This window comes from Rhizobium changzhiense (genome assembly GCF_013087625.1).
Classification (GTDB): Bacteria; Pseudomonadota; Alphaproteobacteria; order Rhizobiales; family Rhizobiaceae; genus Rhizobium; species Rhizobium sophorae.
The window spans coordinates 51,132-65,104 of the sequence record NZ_JABFCQ010000007.1; the positions used below are offsets into that span (position 1 = coordinate 51,132).

Genomic DNA, 13,973 nt, shown 5'->3' on the forward strand with positions numbered 1-13,973 from the left:
GGCCACCTCCCACCTGTTGTTCGATACGTTCCCGCTTTTGGCTGCGATCGCATCTCTTCTTCTTGAAACTTGCGCGAAGGCCTTGCGGCCTTCGCGCGTTTATTGCCAGGAACTATTGTTCCGGATCAACCGATGGAAATGTTCCAGGGTTCGACGACCTGCCAGTCAAGGTTCTTTTCCAGGCCCTTGACCTCCTTGGTGGCCCAGCGCGACATCGCCTGAGAATACCATGGGATGAAGGCCCAATCCTCGCGGAACGCCTTCTGGGCTTCCTGGGCGAGAGCGATGCGCTGCGGATCATCCGCAGCCTTGGTCGTGGCCTCGGCAAGGGCACTGTCGACCTTGTCGTTCTTGTATCCGCCAAGCTTGTTCTGGGCGTTCGACGAGGTCGAGGCGATGCTTCCCGCCAGATAGGAGACGGCATCCGGCACGCGGGTGCCGACGTCGTCGCGGAAGATCTGGACCGAGTTTTGATCCGGACCCGCATAGGAATCCTGCTGCGGCTTCATATCGACGGCAGTGATGCCGAGATTCTGGCGCCACTGCTCGGCGATGAACTGGGCGGCAGCTTGAATGGCCGGCCCCGAAATGCCGACGAAGAGGATCTTCGGCAGGCGCTCCGGGCCGCCGTAGGTCGATTCCGCAAGCAGCTTCTTGGCAGCCTCCGGATCATAGGGATAGGGCTCGAAGCCGGAATTCTCCGCACCCGGGACTGCATTGAGGATCTGATCCGCCTTCTTATGCGGCCCGTCGGGATAGGACGCCTTGAACAGGCCATCGCGATCGACGGCCATGATCAGTGCCTGGCGGACCTTCGGATCGTCCATCGGCGCGCGGGAGATGTTGAACCAGAAGTGCTGGCTGGTCGGGATCAGCGGGCCGGCCGAGAATTCCGGGCCAAGATCCTGGATAATGGTCGAGGTGATGAGTTCGGTATGGGCATTGAACTCTCCCGACTTGATCAGCGACGTCGCGCTGACATTGTCCTCGATCGAGGTGATGTCGATGCGCGCAAGCTTCGGCTTCGGCCCGAAGAAATTCTCGTTCGGCTCGAAAGAAAGCTTGCCGGCGTCGATATCGAGGCTCGTCAGCTTGAAGGGACCGGAGAAGACCGGCTTATTGTCCGGCTTGTACCAGTCGATGATCTCCTCGCCGTCGCTACCGCGCGACTGCGATGCCTTGGTGATCGGCGCGATATGGTTTGCCAGGCGCATGAAGAAGATCGGATCCGCAGCAGCCAGCGTCACGACGACCGTTCCCTCGTCGGGTGTCGCGACACCCGTCAGCTCGTTGCCGGAGCCGGCGGCGATTTCGGCGTAACCCTTGACCTTGCTCAGCACCTGGTCGGCGCGCTGGCTCTTGGTGTTCGGCATCGAGGCGACTTCCCACGATCCCTTGACGTCGGCCGAGGTAATCTTGCTGCCGTCGGAGAAGACGGCCTTGGGGTCGATCTTGAAGGTCCAGACGGTGTTGTCGGCCGATTCCCAGTTGGTGAAGACGTAGGGCTTGATATTGCCTTGGCTGTCGAAATACATCGGCGATGCCCACCAGATCGAATTCCAGCGGAACGTCCTGCCGCCGCCGCGCAGAGGCGACCAGTCCTGGTCGAAGGCCGGATGCGCGACCTTCAGCACCTGGCCTTCATCGGCCAGAACGATGCGCGCATTCATCCCGAACACGGTGAGGCCGACGCCGGCCGCAAGCCCGAGCTTCAGCGCGTTGCGGCGCGATAGATTGGTTTTATCCGATTGATCAAAAGACATGGCATTCCCTCCCACGGTGAATTCGGCAGCGCTCTCCCTGCACCTGCCAGGCGCAGCACAATCCGTTCCGTATCGTTCTCTCGTTATTGTAAATATGTCAACAAAAAATCGCGATTTCAATTCGAACAAAATTTTCTTCTGAAAATATATGATATATAACAGATAGATAACTTTTCGCAACGGTGTCACAGCATTTTGTCTTCTTGACAAAAGCGCGGCAATGGAAAAGTTCTTTGCACTCCATCGCGACAGACGAATGACATTGCATGCGTAGCCGGGCGGTTCGAACACGGATCCAGCCAGACAGGACGCGCCGAGGGGGGCGAAATGAGCCATCACAGGATTACCGGCGTTTTCAGCGCCTCCGCAACGCCACTGACGGCGGACAACAGGCCGGATTTCGCCCTTTTCACCGATCATTGCAGACAGTTGCTGGCCGACGGATGCCATGGCGTGGCGCTGCTTGGGACGACGGGCGAGGCCAATTCCTTCTCCGGCGCCGAGCGACGCGCCATTCTGGAAGCAGCACTGAAGGCCGGCATTCCTGCCGACAGACTGTTGCCGGGCACCGGAGTCGTCGCCATTCCCGAGACTGTGGAACTCACCCGGCACGCACTGTCGCTTGGCGTCACCAAGGTGGTGATGCTGCCGCCATTCTATTACAAAGGCGTCTCCGACGATGGTCTCTTCGCCGCCTATTCGCAGGTGCTGGAGAAGGTCGCCGACACGCGCCTGCAGGTCATCCTCTATCATATTCCGCAGGTCTCAGGCGTTCCGCTATCCATTCCGCTGATCGGGCGGCTGATTGCGGCCTTCCCCGAAACGGTCGTCGGCATCAAGGAATCCGCCGGCGATTTCAACAACATGCAGGCGATCATCGCCGCCTATCCCGGCTTCTCGGTGCTCGCGGGCGCTGATCCGCTGCTGCTGCCGCTCTTGAAGGCGGGTGGTGCCGGCTGCATCACCGCCACCTCCAATCTCGTGGCGAATTCGCTGCGCACCGTCTACGACCATGTCCATGACGAGGCGCGCGCCGCGGATGTCGAGGCGGCGCAGGCCCGCATCAACGCCTATCGCACGCTTTCCAATTCCTACGTCCAGATCCCGACCATCAAGGCGATGGTGGGACTGAAGACCGGCAATCCCGCCTGGAAGCGCACACGTGCGCCGCTGATGCCGCTCAGCGATGCCGACTATGCCGCACTCGCCCAAAGCTATGCCAAGCTGCCTTGAGGAGATCCGTCATGAGTTTTACCGGCCTACCTCCGGAAGCCGTTCCGGCCCTGATGACCGGGGCCATCACCCCTCACCCCACCATCGAGGCTCGTGCGGACAGCTATCTGCCCTCCCCCTGCATCCAGAACCACGCCGCAAATCTCGCCTTTCTGCCCGACGGCACGCTGACCTGCGTCTGGTTCGGCGGCACGATGGAGGGCATGGGCGATATCTCGATTTACATGTCGCGCCTGGCGCCGGGCTCCGAGCGTTGGTCCGTACCGGAAAAGATGAGCGACGATCCGGCGAAATCCGAACAAAATCCATTAATTTTCAACGCTCCCGACGGAAAAGTGTGGCTGCTCTATACCTCGCAGACTTCGGGCAACCAGGACGGCTCTGTTGTCAAATGCCGGATTTCGGGCGATAGCGGCCAAACCTTCGGCCCAGTCCAAATGCTCTGCGATAGTCCCGGCACCTTCGTTCGCCAGCAGATCGTCGTCAACGGCAAAGGCGACTGGTTGCTTCCGGTGTTCCGCTGCGTCGGCCTGAACGGCCAGCGCTGGAGCGGCGATGCCGATACGGCTGCGGTGCTGATATCGCGTGATGGCGGCGCGAGCTGGCAGATGCGCGATATTCCAGACAGTATCGGCGCGGTTCACATGAACATCCTGCCGCTTGGCGGCGACGAGATGATCGCCTTCTACCGCAACCGTTTCGCCGAAAATATCCTCTCCAGCCGATCATCCGACGGCGGCGAGACATGGAGCGCGCCAGAGCCCGCCGAATTGCCGAACAATAACTCCTCGATCCAGGCCACGATCCTGAATAATGGAGCAATCGCAATGGTTTACAACCATGCGAATGCCGCCATGTCGGATGCGCGGCGCCAGTCTCTCTATGACGAAATCGAGGGTGGCGAGCCTGGAGAGACCGCCGTCGCTGCCGATAGCAGCGCACGCAAGGCCGTCTGGGGCGTTCCGCGTGCGCCGCTGAGCCTGGCGATATCGAGGGATGGCGGCAAGAGCTTTCCGCATCGCATCGATCTCGATACCGGCGACGGCTTCTGCCTCAGCAACAATTCGAAGGATTCGCTGAACCGCGAATTCTCCTACCCCTCGATCGTCCGGGGCGGCGACGGTACGCTCCATATCGCCTACACTTACTACCGGCGCGCCATCAAATATGTGCGCCTCGCCCCGCAATTCCTGCCGTAGACAAAGCGGCGGCCGGAAAATTGTCATCCTGCATCCGCTCGCATGCGAAAGGATGCGGAATGACAGCGGGTGTGGGGTTGGCTGACGAAAAATTGACAACAGGGTTGGATTATTCACCGCCTGCACAAAGAGATGGTCAGCTGCTGTCCGACAAGCTGTTTTCATCATCACATATTTCATAACACACTGATATATTTATCGATATTAACACGGCAACGCCGCTTTGCAGCACGCCCGGTCGCACATCAGATGATAAAAAATTCCCCTCGCTGGAATGCTCGCTTGACATTGATCTGACAACTTTACATTAAAGAGGCGACGATATTGCCGCAAGACCTTGCAGGGAGGACTGGTTTCATGGCCAGCTTGGATTCGCCGATCACGATAGTTCGGCCGCATCTGATCGAATTCGGCGTCGGCACGGCGGGAAAGCTCGGCAGATGGGCCGCCGAAAGGGGCTATCGGCGCACACTTGTCATCTCCGATGCCTTCAACGCCTCGCGCATCGACGTGCTGGAGCTGAAGGGTGAGGTAACCGTCTTCTCCGACGTGACGCCCGAGCCGGATACGGCCAATCTCGAAAAGGTCCTAGCGGCGGCAAATCGCGCCGATGCCGAGCTGATTGTCGGCTTCGGCGGCGGCAGCGCCATGGACCTGGCAAAACTTGCCGCCGTGCTTGCCGGCTCCGCCCAGACGCTGCACGAGGTTGTGGGCCCGAACAAGGTGCATGGGCCGCGCAAGGTGGCGCTCGCCCAGGTGCCGACGACATCGGGCACCGGCAGTGAGGCCGGCATCCGTGCACTCGTCACCGATCCGGCGACGATGGCAAAACTTGCGGTGGAAAGCCTGCATATGCTGGCCGATATCGCCGTCATCGATCCGGCCCTGACCTTCAGCGTCCCTGCCCGCACGACGGCCGCCACCGGCGTCGATGCCATGGCCCATTGCGTCGAGGCCTTCACCAACCGCAAGGCCCATCCGATGGTCGACATCTATGCGATCGAGGGAACGCGCCTCGTCGGCAAATATCTCGCCCGCGCCGTCAAGGACGGTAATGACGCCGAGGCGCGCGCCGGCCTCTCGCTCGCCTCGCTTTACGGCGGTTTTTGCCTCGGCCCGGTCAACACCGCCGGCGGCCACGCGCTTGCCTATCCCCTCGGCACGCGCTGGCATGTGGCCCACGGCGCGGCAAATGCGTTGATTTTTCCGCATGTTCTCGCCTTCAATACACCATCCGCGCCTGAGAAAACCAGGGCGGTGATGGAAGCGCTTGGGCGTGAAACCTCCGGAAACGTCACCTCCGTCTTCGATGCGGCTTACGCTTTCTGCGCCGACCTCGGTATCGAGATGAAACTTTCCAGTCTCGGCGTGCCGGAAAGCGATCTCGACGCCATGGCCGACGACGCCTTTGCCATTCGCCGTCTGCTTGATAACAATCCGCGCGATCTCTCGCGCGCCGACATTCGCGCAATTTACGCGGCTGCGTTTTAAGCGGTAAGGTTTTTAGAAGGAATTCGATCGATGGACAGGAATGCGAAAGTCGCCGTGACGCTCGGCGATCCGGCCGGTGTCGGCCCCGAGGTGATCGTCAAGGCCTTGGCAGCCCTTCCGAGGGAAGAACGCCGCGATTTCGTCATTGTCGGCAATGTCGAAGCACTGGAGCGCGCCGATCGCGTCACCGGCACCGGACTGCGGTTCGGGCCTGCCGATGCACCCGGCGACGACAGGATCGCCGTCGACGAAGTCGCGCTCGGCGCCGCCCTTCCCGAAATCGGCAAGGTCAGCCCCGTCGCCGGCGATGCCTCGGTGCGCTATATCACCCGCGCCGTCGACCTCGCCATGTCTGGTCAAGCCGACGTCATCGTCACCGCGCCGATCAACAAGGAGGCGATGAACCTCGCCGGCCATCACCATGACGGCCATACCGGGCTGCTCGCGCATCTCACCGGTTCGAAGAGCTCCTTCATGCTGCTTGCCTCCGAGCGGCTGAACACCATCCACGTCTCGACCCATATCTCGCTGAAGGGCGCGATCGAGCGCGCCAAGACCGAGCGGGTGCTGGCGACCATCGAAGCTGGCCATCGCCACTTCCTGCGGCTTGGCAAGACAGCGCGCATCGCCGTTGCCGGCCTCAATCCGCATTGCGGCGAAAACGGTCTGTTCGGCACCGAGGACACCGAATTCCTGGCGCCCGCCGTCGAGCAGGCGCAGGCAAAGGGCATCGACGTCGTCGGCCCGATCTCGGCCGATACGGTTTTTGCCCGCGCCTATAACGGCGCTTTCGATCTCGTCATCGCCCAGTATCATGACCAGGGCCATATCCCGATCAAGCTCGTCGCCTTCGACACCGCGGTCAACGTCTCGCTCGGCCTGCCGATCGACCGCGTCTCGGTCGATCACGGCACCGCCTTCGACATTGCCGGCACCGGCAAGGCCAACCACGTCAACATGCTCTCGGCCATCGCCTATGCCCGGCTGATGGCCCGCTCGCCGCGGCAGAGAGTATGATCGCGGCTTCCAGAGGCCGTTGACGCATCGGCATTCCGCACATACATAGCTAGACAGTCTAGCTAGGAGCGGATTCGATGGAATGGCAACTGCAGGACGCCAAGAACCAATTTTCGAAGGTCGTGCAGAAGGCCCGACAAGAAGGGCCGCAGGTGGTTACCGTGCGCGGCGAGCGCACGGCCGTCGTTCTGTCCGCCCGCGACTACGACGCCCTGCGCGCCGGCAGGCCGACGCTTGTCGACGACCTGCTCGGCGGCCCCGCCTGGGACGATGAGTTCGCCGATGCGGTCGAAGCGCGCAACAAGACTCCAAGCCGCGACGTTGCCTTCTGATGTATCTGGTCGACACCAACATCGTCTCGGAGGCGCGACGCGGCGCGCCGCAGGCGGTCTCCTGGCTGCGCTCCGTCGATCCGCTCACCATCCACCTGAGTGCGCTGACGCTTGGCGAGATCATGCGCGGCATTACCCTCAAACAGAAGTCGGATCCGAAGACCGCGGCGCATCTCACCGAGTGGCTGCGCAAGCTGCGTTATGATCACGGCGACCGGATCCTGTCGGTGACCGGCGAGATCGCCGTCGAATGGGGCCGCATCGCCGCCATCCGGCCGCGTGGCGATATCGACGGGCTGATCGCCGCAACCGCGATCGTTCATGATCTGATTGTCGTCACTCGCAATGTCGGCGATTTCGACGACACCGGCGCAGCGGTGATAAATCCATGGGAGACGGACGCGTGAGCAGTCGAGGATTTGGCTACGTCGGGTCGAGAACTATTGTCGGTGCGCTTGGTGGCAGCATCATGATCTGCTAACCAAGCCTCATCTGTCCGGCGTTTTGGTCTGCTCTGCGGAAACGCTGATTGCACCGCCAACCCGTCACATGCCGAACAAGCGACGATCCCAGAAGACCGGTTGGTGGAGGCTTACTGAGATGGACGCGAATTCCGGGTGGGCTGGGTTGATCAATATGTTGTTGTCGACGCGGGCGACGACGCTTGGGACCAGCAGGACGGCGCTGCGCTTTTCCTGGCACCACCGCTCGCCGAAAGCCTTGCTGACGTTCGCCGGCATGCTGTCCCAGCCCGGCAGCGCGGGCTCGGAGAAGACCTCGTAGCTTAGCCCACGCGGTAGGGTGATCGTGACATAGTGCTGATTGGGCGGCAGCCTTCCGCTGCCGTGGACGAGCTTTTCGAGCAGTGCGGTCGAATAATGCTCGCTCGTATAGATGATCGGGCTGCCCGACGTGTTCCACCGCCCCGGCGCGATGGTCGAGCCGGTGGCGTCGAAGATCGGATAGGTTCCACTGGGATCTCCGATGCGGACGGATGTCAGTGTACGGTCAAGATGCTGTGCGCTCACGCAGCGCTGCCGTATTTCAGGCTTCCGAGGATATCGAGCACGAGCTCGCCGCCGATCTCGCTCTGGATGACCACGTCGATCGGCCGCCTGTCCTCCAGCATTGCATGCGGACGAAACAGGAAATCTCGCGCCTCGGTCTCGGTCTGCCACACATCGAGCGCCGATCCCCAGACGCGTGCCAGACGGGCGAGCTTTATGCCCTCGTCGGAGGAGAGCCGATGCTTGGACTTGCGCCGCTCATAGGTGGCCTTCGGAACCAGCCGGTATTTGAACTGGGCGTCATCAGGCGCCAGAAGCAGCGCCATCCGATCAAGCGCCTTGACTGGCAATCCTTCCTCGATGCTAGAGAGCAGGCCGAAGGCCGAACGCGATACCGGCTCCCTGGCGGGCAGCCCGAGAACATCGGCGATACCGGCAAATCCCATCATGGTAACGGCTCCTTTTCACTTGAGGCTATATTTAGTCTCAAGTGATCCTGTTATCAAGTGCACCGTTCCGGTTTTTGATCCTCGCCAGCCGAGCAGCGGATTGCCGCAGGCGCACTAGATCGCTATCTTCCCCGAAGGCACACGAACAGCAAAGGAGGTTGCCTATGTCACCGCGGGACGCCTGATCCAGCAATATCAACACTTCTGCCTTTCCAAGGGCATCGATTTCATACGCATCGAATCCGTACAGCCGCATGATGCTACCACGCTCTTCTGCAGCGCCGGAATGCAGCAGTACAAGCCCCTCTTCTCCGATCCCTCCCATAGTGGAACCGTCGCAAACAGCCAGGCTTGCCTGCGCATGGGCGACCTCGACGAGATCGGCGACGGAACCCACCTTCTCCACTTCACCATGCTCGGCCTTTTCTCCTTCCGGGAATTGACCGTCGGCAACGCCATCGATTTCTGGCTCGAGTTTCTGGGAACGCTCGGACTTATGCCGGATCATGTGACGATCCATCCTGACCGCCTCCTGGAATGGACGCCGCTCTATCGCGGGCGCGTGCCCATCGTGCCGGATCCGGAATGCATATGGAGCGATGGCAGCATCAGCGGATACTGCACCGAGTTCTATAAGGATGGCGTCGAGATCGGAAACATCGTCAATCCGCTCGGAACCTGCATCGACGTCGGCTTCGGTCTCGAGCGTCTCGACATGATCGTCAACGGCACGCCGCAAGACGATGCGCTTGGGACACTGTGCGAGACGGTCAGGACCATCGTGGAAAGCGGCTACCGGCCGGGCAACAAGGAGCAAGGATACGTCTTGCGGAAACTGCTCCGTCGCATCCACAAGATGGGCGGCACGCTCGATCACCCCTTCTTCGCGGAAGAGGTCGAACGCCAGAAGCGGCTGCGCGCCAAATATCTGCGTCTGCGTGACCGCCATTCCGAGATGAGTCCCGACTGGTGGTTCGACACCCATGGCATCGATCTCTCCGACATCCGTGAAAGCACGGAGGAGTAGCAACAGGCAAGGCCTCCCGCAGATAACATCGGGGGGCCTTGTCATATCCTGGAAAGCGTCAGCGTTTCGGCGCCCGCATTGAACGCTTTCAGCTCTGCCCCGGCTGCAGCCGACGGAAAATCCGCTCGATCTGGGCAACAGCGGCAAAAAAGACGATGCCGGAGAAGGAGGCGAGCACGACGGCGGCAAAGAGCCTTTCCGCCTGATAATTGAATGTCGACTGGATGATGACAGCGCCCAGGCCCTGGTTCGAGCCGATCCACTCCCCGACAATCGCGCCAATCACACAGGTGGTTGCCGAAATACGCAGCGACGCAAAGACCAAGGGGGCAGACCGTGGGGCGCGCAGGCGCCAGAAGGTCTCCCACCCGCTCGCCGAAAGCACATGCATCAGGTCAAGCTCGCTCGCAGTCGCCAGGTTGAGGCCCCGAGCGGTATTCACCAGGGTTGGGAAGAAGCAGATGAGAGCAGCGATGATGACCTTTGGCAGCATGCCGAGGCCGAAGATGAGGATGATGATCGGCGCAAGCGCCAGCACCGGGATGGTGTTGAAGAGCAGAACAACGGGAAAATAGGCGGCCTGGAACCGCGGATTATAGACAAAGGCAACCGCCAGGATCACAGCGAGACTATTGCCCAAAAGGAAGCCGAGGCCCGCCTCACCCCATGTCGGGATCGCATTCGACAAAAGGAAGCGCCATTCGATGCCAAGCGTGCGTAGGATCGCCAGCGGCGTTGGAACGATATAGGCCGGAATACCGAGAGCCGGCACCAGCCATTGCCAGGCGAGAAGCAGCGAAAGGGCGCCGATGACAGGAAGGCCGATTGCCTCGGAGAGTGACAACGGACGATGCGTCATGCAGCCGAACTCCCCTGCTGCAGCAACTGGCGCAGATGGGCTGCGGTCTCCTGAACATCGAGGCTCTCGCGCCGACAGAGGCCGCGCTCGTCTTTCAGCGGTGCAAGGTCGATCAGAGCCTGGACGCGGCCCGGATTGGCCGCCAGGACCAGCACGCGTCCGCCGAGATAGATCGCCTCGACGACGCTGTGGGTGACGAACAGGATGGTCGTGCCGGTTCGGCGCCAGACATCCAGAAGCTCGTCGTTCAGTCGTTCGCGCGTGATCTCGTCGAGCGCACCGAAGGGTTCGTCCATGAGCAGGATATCCGGCTCGCATTGAAGCGCGCGCGCAATGGCGACACGCTGGCGCTGGCCCCCGGACAGTTGATGCGGATAGCGGTCGGCCAGATGCGACAGGCCGACCAGTTCGATCCAGTGGTCGGGCCGTGGATCGACCGATCGCGAGACGCTCTTCTTCCCCACCTGCAGCGGCAGCGCGACATTCTCCCTCACGGTCCGCCAAGGCAACAGCGTTGCGTCCTGAAAGACGAAGGCGACTTCGCGCCGCCGGCGCGCCTCCGAGGCTGTCCTGCCGAGCACCGACAGCCGCCCGTCAAGCGGCGGAAGAAGATCCGCCACGGCACGCAGGAAGGTCGACTTGCCGCAGCCGGAAGGACCGAGAATGGTCAGAAACTCGCCCCTGCCGACACTGAGATCGACGCCGGACAGAATGCGGGTCGTCTCGCCAGCGCCGGCATAACCGACTGCCAGATCCTTGGTTTCGATAGCCGCTGCTTCAGGCAAATCCGCTCTCACGCAATCTTCGGGCGGACGTCCGCCGTCATGTCGAGTATCTCAGTCGTATAGCAGTCCTCCAGCTTCGGCGCGCCGCTCTTGAACTGGCCGATTTGGTCGTAGACGGAAATCTGCTCGGCAAGAGCGGCCGGATCGAAGCTGCCCCAGCCATCCTTGCCTGTTGTCGCATCGAAGCTCAGTGACAATATGCGCGGCACCGTCGTCAATTCCACGGCAAGATCGAGCTGCGGATAGGCCTCCACCGTCAATTTGACTGCCTCTTCAGGGTGTTCATGCGTCCAGGCCCAGCCCTTGGCGACCGCACGCAGCACCTTTGCCAGTGTCTCGGCATGGCCGCTCACGGCATCGTCGGTGGCGAAATAGACATTGGCGTAAGACGGCAGGCCCGTGTCCTTCATCATCAGATCGATGCGGTCGGGACCGATGATGGAAAGGGCCTGCGTGTTGGTGATCCATCCGGTCACGGCATCGACCTGGCCGGTCGTCAGCGGCGTCATGTCGAAGCCGATATTGGTGATGGTCAGGCTCGATGGATCGATATCGTTCTTCAGCAGAATGGCATCGAGCACATAACGGGCCGTCGGCTGGATGCCGATACGCTTGCCGACCATATCCTTGACGGTGCGGATCGGCGCCTTGGGCAGCGAATAGAAGGCGAAAGGCGCCATGCGGAAACCGCAGGCGAAGATCTTGATCGGCACGCCGGATGACCTGGCAAGAAGAAGCTGCGCCGAATCCGAGAATTGGCCGAGCTGCGCATCACCCGTGATCACGGGCGGCACCGTTGCCGAATTGGGACCGCCAGGGGAAAACTCGACGTCGAGACCCTCGGCCTCGAACAGTCCTTGCTTGACTGCGACGATATCGCCGATCTGTCCGTTGCTCATCAACCAGTCATATTTGATGACGACCTTGGATGCGGCGGCATTCGATTGACGCGGTACGAACACGCTGATCCCTGCCGTCGCTGCAGCAAGGGCAAAGGCTCCGCCCTTCAAGACGGTACGCCTGCCGACCACGATTTGTGTGTCATTCCCGTTCATTTGTTTGCCTTTCCCCTTGTTGGATTGTCGGACGACCGGCCGATTGCGCTCGCTATTGCGGGTCGATGTCACCGATCGGGCCGCCTGCGGACCACGCATAGATTTCCCAGAGATTGTCGTCAGGATCGGCGAAATAGACGCATCGCGCGTTCCAGACATAGTCCTGCGGCGGCGCGTGGAAGAGCACGCCCGCAGCTTTCAGCTCCGCATAGGCAGCATCGACCTGCTCTGGCGAAGCGAGCTCGATGGCCGCGCAGGCCTTGTGCGCACCCGGAGGGGCACGGCGGCGTGAGACACCGGTATTCTCGGCGATATGCTCGATCTCCCACAGCGCCAGCGTCACGCCCGCCCCTTTGAAATCGGCAAAGCCCGGAGCCCGTCGGCGCGGCTTGAAGCCAAGCCGGTCGACATAGAAGGCCGATGCTTTGTCGATATCCTCGACCAAAAAGCAGATGTCGGTAATCGGATTGGTTTGGGCAAAAGCGGTCATAGGGGCCTCCTGATGGGAAAAGCCTCGCAGACCGCAGCCTCAAGAGATTTCAAATTCGTGCGGTTGTCTTTCGCAAAGCTGCTGATCTGTCATCGGCAAGAGCCGGCTCAAAGACGGACCGAACGTTGGTATTCCTTCGGTGTCGCCCCCATCAGACGCCGAAAGACGCTGGAGAAATGCGCCTGGCTGGAAAAGCCTGTGGCATAAGCGATGTTTGCGAGCGTCTCCTTGCCATCGGCGAGGTAAAGCCGTGCTCGTTCGATCCTGCGTTCGAGAACGAAGCGATGCGGCGCCATACCGGCCGCCCGTTTGAATTCCCGGCTGAAGTGAAACGGGCTCATATGGGCCACCCTGGCAAGCTCCTCCACACTCAGATCGGATTTGCCAAGCAGGTTCTCGATGTAATCGATCACACGCCGGAGATTGTCCGATGTCAGCGGACGATCGCCGGCTTCGGGTTTGGAGCCCAGCAGTTTTACAACGCAACAGGCGAGCGCCATCCCCAGATGCTGCATCAAAAGCGGGTCGTCGCACCCGGTCTTCTCGGCGGCAAATGCAAGGGAGAGGGCGACCTGCAGCGTTGTCGGATCAGTCGTCGCGCTGAGCGCGTCACTATCCCAATGCTCGGGATCAAAGCGAGAGCCCCCGATGCTGCTGTAAAGCGCCGGTGACTGGAAGATCGAGATATAATCCGCCGCATCGCCATCGACTTCTAGGACGGTGGCGGCCGGTTGAAATCCCAGCGTGAACGGTGGCCTCTCGACTTTGCGGAACGCTCCGCTTCCAAACCGATAGGCATATTTGCCGTGCGCCGTGCGGTTGATCGAAATTCTGTGAAGGGAGCCCCTCGAAACCATTTGCCCCGCGGCGCTGCGATAGGTCTCGACGATCATGTCGCGTTGAACGAAGGCCTTGTAGCCTCCGAGGGATGGCCGGCTTATTGAGAAAATCTGCGGGTCGATGTCGGGCATTGTTTCATTCTCCCTAGTAGAGGAGAGGCAAGTTGCGCGCCAAGTGGAGCGAAGCTTCGCGCTGGATATCAACGTTGCAGCATAAAACCCGACGGTGCCCGTTAAATCGTGATTTTACGCCTGCTGCCGCGCCACACGGCACCACGGCCCGGCAGGAGTTGACCCTCGGTAAGTTTGGTCGCATGCGCAAGAATTATGCAATGCATGCTTCTTCTTGATCGGCCCGCTCGCGGGAAACCGCAGCCAGGAATGAGTGTTCTCTCCGTCCACTCTTTTCATCGGAGAGCGTCATTTT

Annotated in this window: 16 protein-coding genes; 8 read left to right on the forward strand and 8 right to left on the reverse strand. The window is 60.9% G+C overall.

Translation table 11 applies throughout. The features are described 5' to 3' along the window. Window positions 1-125: 125 nt before the first annotated feature. Window positions 126-1,763 carry an ABC transporter substrate-binding protein gene (locus tag G9X68_RS27725; RefSeq protein WP_171605112.1) on the reverse strand — a complete coding sequence of 546 codons (1,638 nt, stop codon included), beginning with the start codon at window positions 1,761-1,763 and terminating at the stop codon, window positions 126-128. A 327-nt stretch (window positions 1,764-2,090) separates the two neighbouring features. Here G9X68_RS27725 and G9X68_RS27730 point away from each other — a divergent pair, with 327 nt between their 5' ends. From G9X68_RS27730 to G9X68_RS27755, 7 genes are all read left to right on the forward strand, one after another. Continuing rightward, the gene (locus G9X68_RS27730) at window positions 2,091-2,996 is read left to right on the forward strand and encodes a dihydrodipicolinate synthase family protein (protein WP_171605113.1); all 906 of its coding nucleotides are present in this window, start codon (window positions 2,091-2,093) and stop codon (window positions 2,994-2,996) included. 11 nt (window positions 2,997-3,007) lie between these two features. Further along, window positions 3,008-4,195 (forward strand): sialidase family protein, encoded by a 1,188-nt coding sequence (locus tag G9X68_RS27735; RefSeq protein ID WP_171605114.1) that lies wholly within the window; start codon window positions 3,008-3,010, stop codon window positions 4,193-4,195. A 59-nt stretch (window positions 4,196-4,254) separates the two neighbouring features. Beyond that, window positions 4,255-4,377 carry a hypothetical protein gene (locus G9X68_RS32245; RefSeq protein WP_280526524.1) on the forward strand — a complete coding sequence of 41 codons (123 nt, stop codon included), beginning with the start codon at window positions 4,255-4,257 and terminating at the stop codon, window positions 4,375-4,377. Window positions 4,378-4,552: 175 nt separating this feature from the next. Then, window positions 4,553-5,686 (forward strand): iron-containing alcohol dehydrogenase, encoded by a 1,134-nt coding sequence (locus G9X68_RS27740; protein ID WP_171605115.1) that lies wholly within the window; start codon window positions 4,553-4,555, stop codon window positions 5,684-5,686. A 30-nt stretch (window positions 5,687-5,716) separates the two neighbouring features. Then, window positions 5,717-6,703 (forward strand): 4-hydroxythreonine-4-phosphate dehydrogenase PdxA, encoded by a 987-nt coding sequence (gene pdxA, locus G9X68_RS27745; protein ID WP_171605116.1) that lies wholly within the window; start codon window positions 5,717-5,719, stop codon window positions 6,701-6,703. Window positions 6,704-6,780: 77 nt separating this feature from the next. Continuing rightward, a complete protein-coding gene (locus G9X68_RS27750; protein WP_011649626.1) occupies window positions 6,781-7,035 on the forward strand; it encodes a type II toxin-antitoxin system Phd/YefM family antitoxin in 255 nt (84 codons plus the stop codon). Continuing rightward, window positions 7,035-7,442 carry a type II toxin-antitoxin system VapC family toxin gene (locus G9X68_RS27755; protein WP_171605117.1) on the forward strand — a complete coding sequence of 136 codons (408 nt, stop codon included), beginning with the start codon at window positions 7,035-7,037 and terminating at the stop codon, window positions 7,440-7,442. Before G9X68_RS27750 ends, G9X68_RS27755 begins: the two co-directional genes overlap by 1 nt. 138 nt (window positions 7,443-7,580) lie before the next feature. Here G9X68_RS27755 and G9X68_RS27760 read toward each other — a convergent pair whose 3' ends face one another. Then, window positions 7,581-8,063, reverse strand: coding sequence for a type II RES/Xre toxin-antitoxin system toxin (locus tag G9X68_RS27760; RefSeq protein ID WP_171605118.1), 483 nt, complete (start codon window positions 8,061-8,063; stop codon window positions 7,581-7,583). Beyond that, window positions 8,060-8,491 carry an antitoxin Xre-like helix-turn-helix domain-containing protein gene (locus G9X68_RS27765; RefSeq protein ID WP_171605119.1) on the reverse strand — a complete coding sequence of 144 codons (432 nt, stop codon included), beginning with the start codon at window positions 8,489-8,491 and terminating at the stop codon, window positions 8,060-8,062. The genes G9X68_RS27760 and G9X68_RS27765 overlap by 4 nt, the downstream gene beginning before the upstream one ends. Before the next feature lie 124 nt (window positions 8,492-8,615). Between G9X68_RS27765 and G9X68_RS27770 the strand changes: the two genes are divergently transcribed. Beyond that, a complete protein-coding gene (locus tag G9X68_RS27770; protein WP_171605287.1) occupies window positions 8,616-9,518 on the forward strand; it encodes an alanine--tRNA ligase-related protein in 903 nt (300 codons plus the stop codon). 88 nt (window positions 9,519-9,606) lie between these two features. On the opposite strand, the gene G9X68_RS27775 is transcribed toward G9X68_RS27770, so the two are convergent. From G9X68_RS27775 to G9X68_RS27795, 5 genes are all read right to left on the reverse strand, one after another. Next, complete coding sequence (locus tag G9X68_RS27775; protein WP_168307666.1) at window positions 9,607-10,377, reverse strand: ABC transporter permease; 771 nt, start codon at window positions 10,375-10,377, stop codon at window positions 9,607-9,609. After that, complete coding sequence (locus G9X68_RS27780; protein ID WP_171605120.1) at window positions 10,374-11,162, reverse strand: ABC transporter ATP-binding protein; 789 nt, start codon at window positions 11,160-11,162, stop codon at window positions 10,374-10,376. Before G9X68_RS27780 ends, G9X68_RS27775 begins: the two co-directional genes overlap by 4 nt. Before the next feature lie 8 nt (window positions 11,163-11,170). After that, a complete protein-coding gene (locus G9X68_RS27785) occupies window positions 11,171-12,217 on the reverse strand; it encodes an ABC transporter substrate-binding protein (protein WP_171605121.1) in 1,047 nt (348 codons plus the stop codon). Window positions 12,218-12,269: 52 nt separating this feature from the next. Beyond that, the gene (locus G9X68_RS27790; RefSeq protein WP_171605122.1) at window positions 12,270-12,707 is read right to left on the reverse strand and encodes a VOC family protein; all 438 of its coding nucleotides are present in this window, start codon (window positions 12,705-12,707) and stop codon (window positions 12,270-12,272) included. A 107-nt stretch (window positions 12,708-12,814) separates the two neighbouring features. Next, the gene (locus G9X68_RS27795) at window positions 12,815-13,678 is read right to left on the reverse strand and encodes a helix-turn-helix domain-containing protein (RefSeq protein ID WP_171605123.1); all 864 of its coding nucleotides are present in this window, start codon (window positions 13,676-13,678) and stop codon (window positions 12,815-12,817) included. Between the last annotated feature and the right edge of the window lie 295 nt (window positions 13,679-13,973).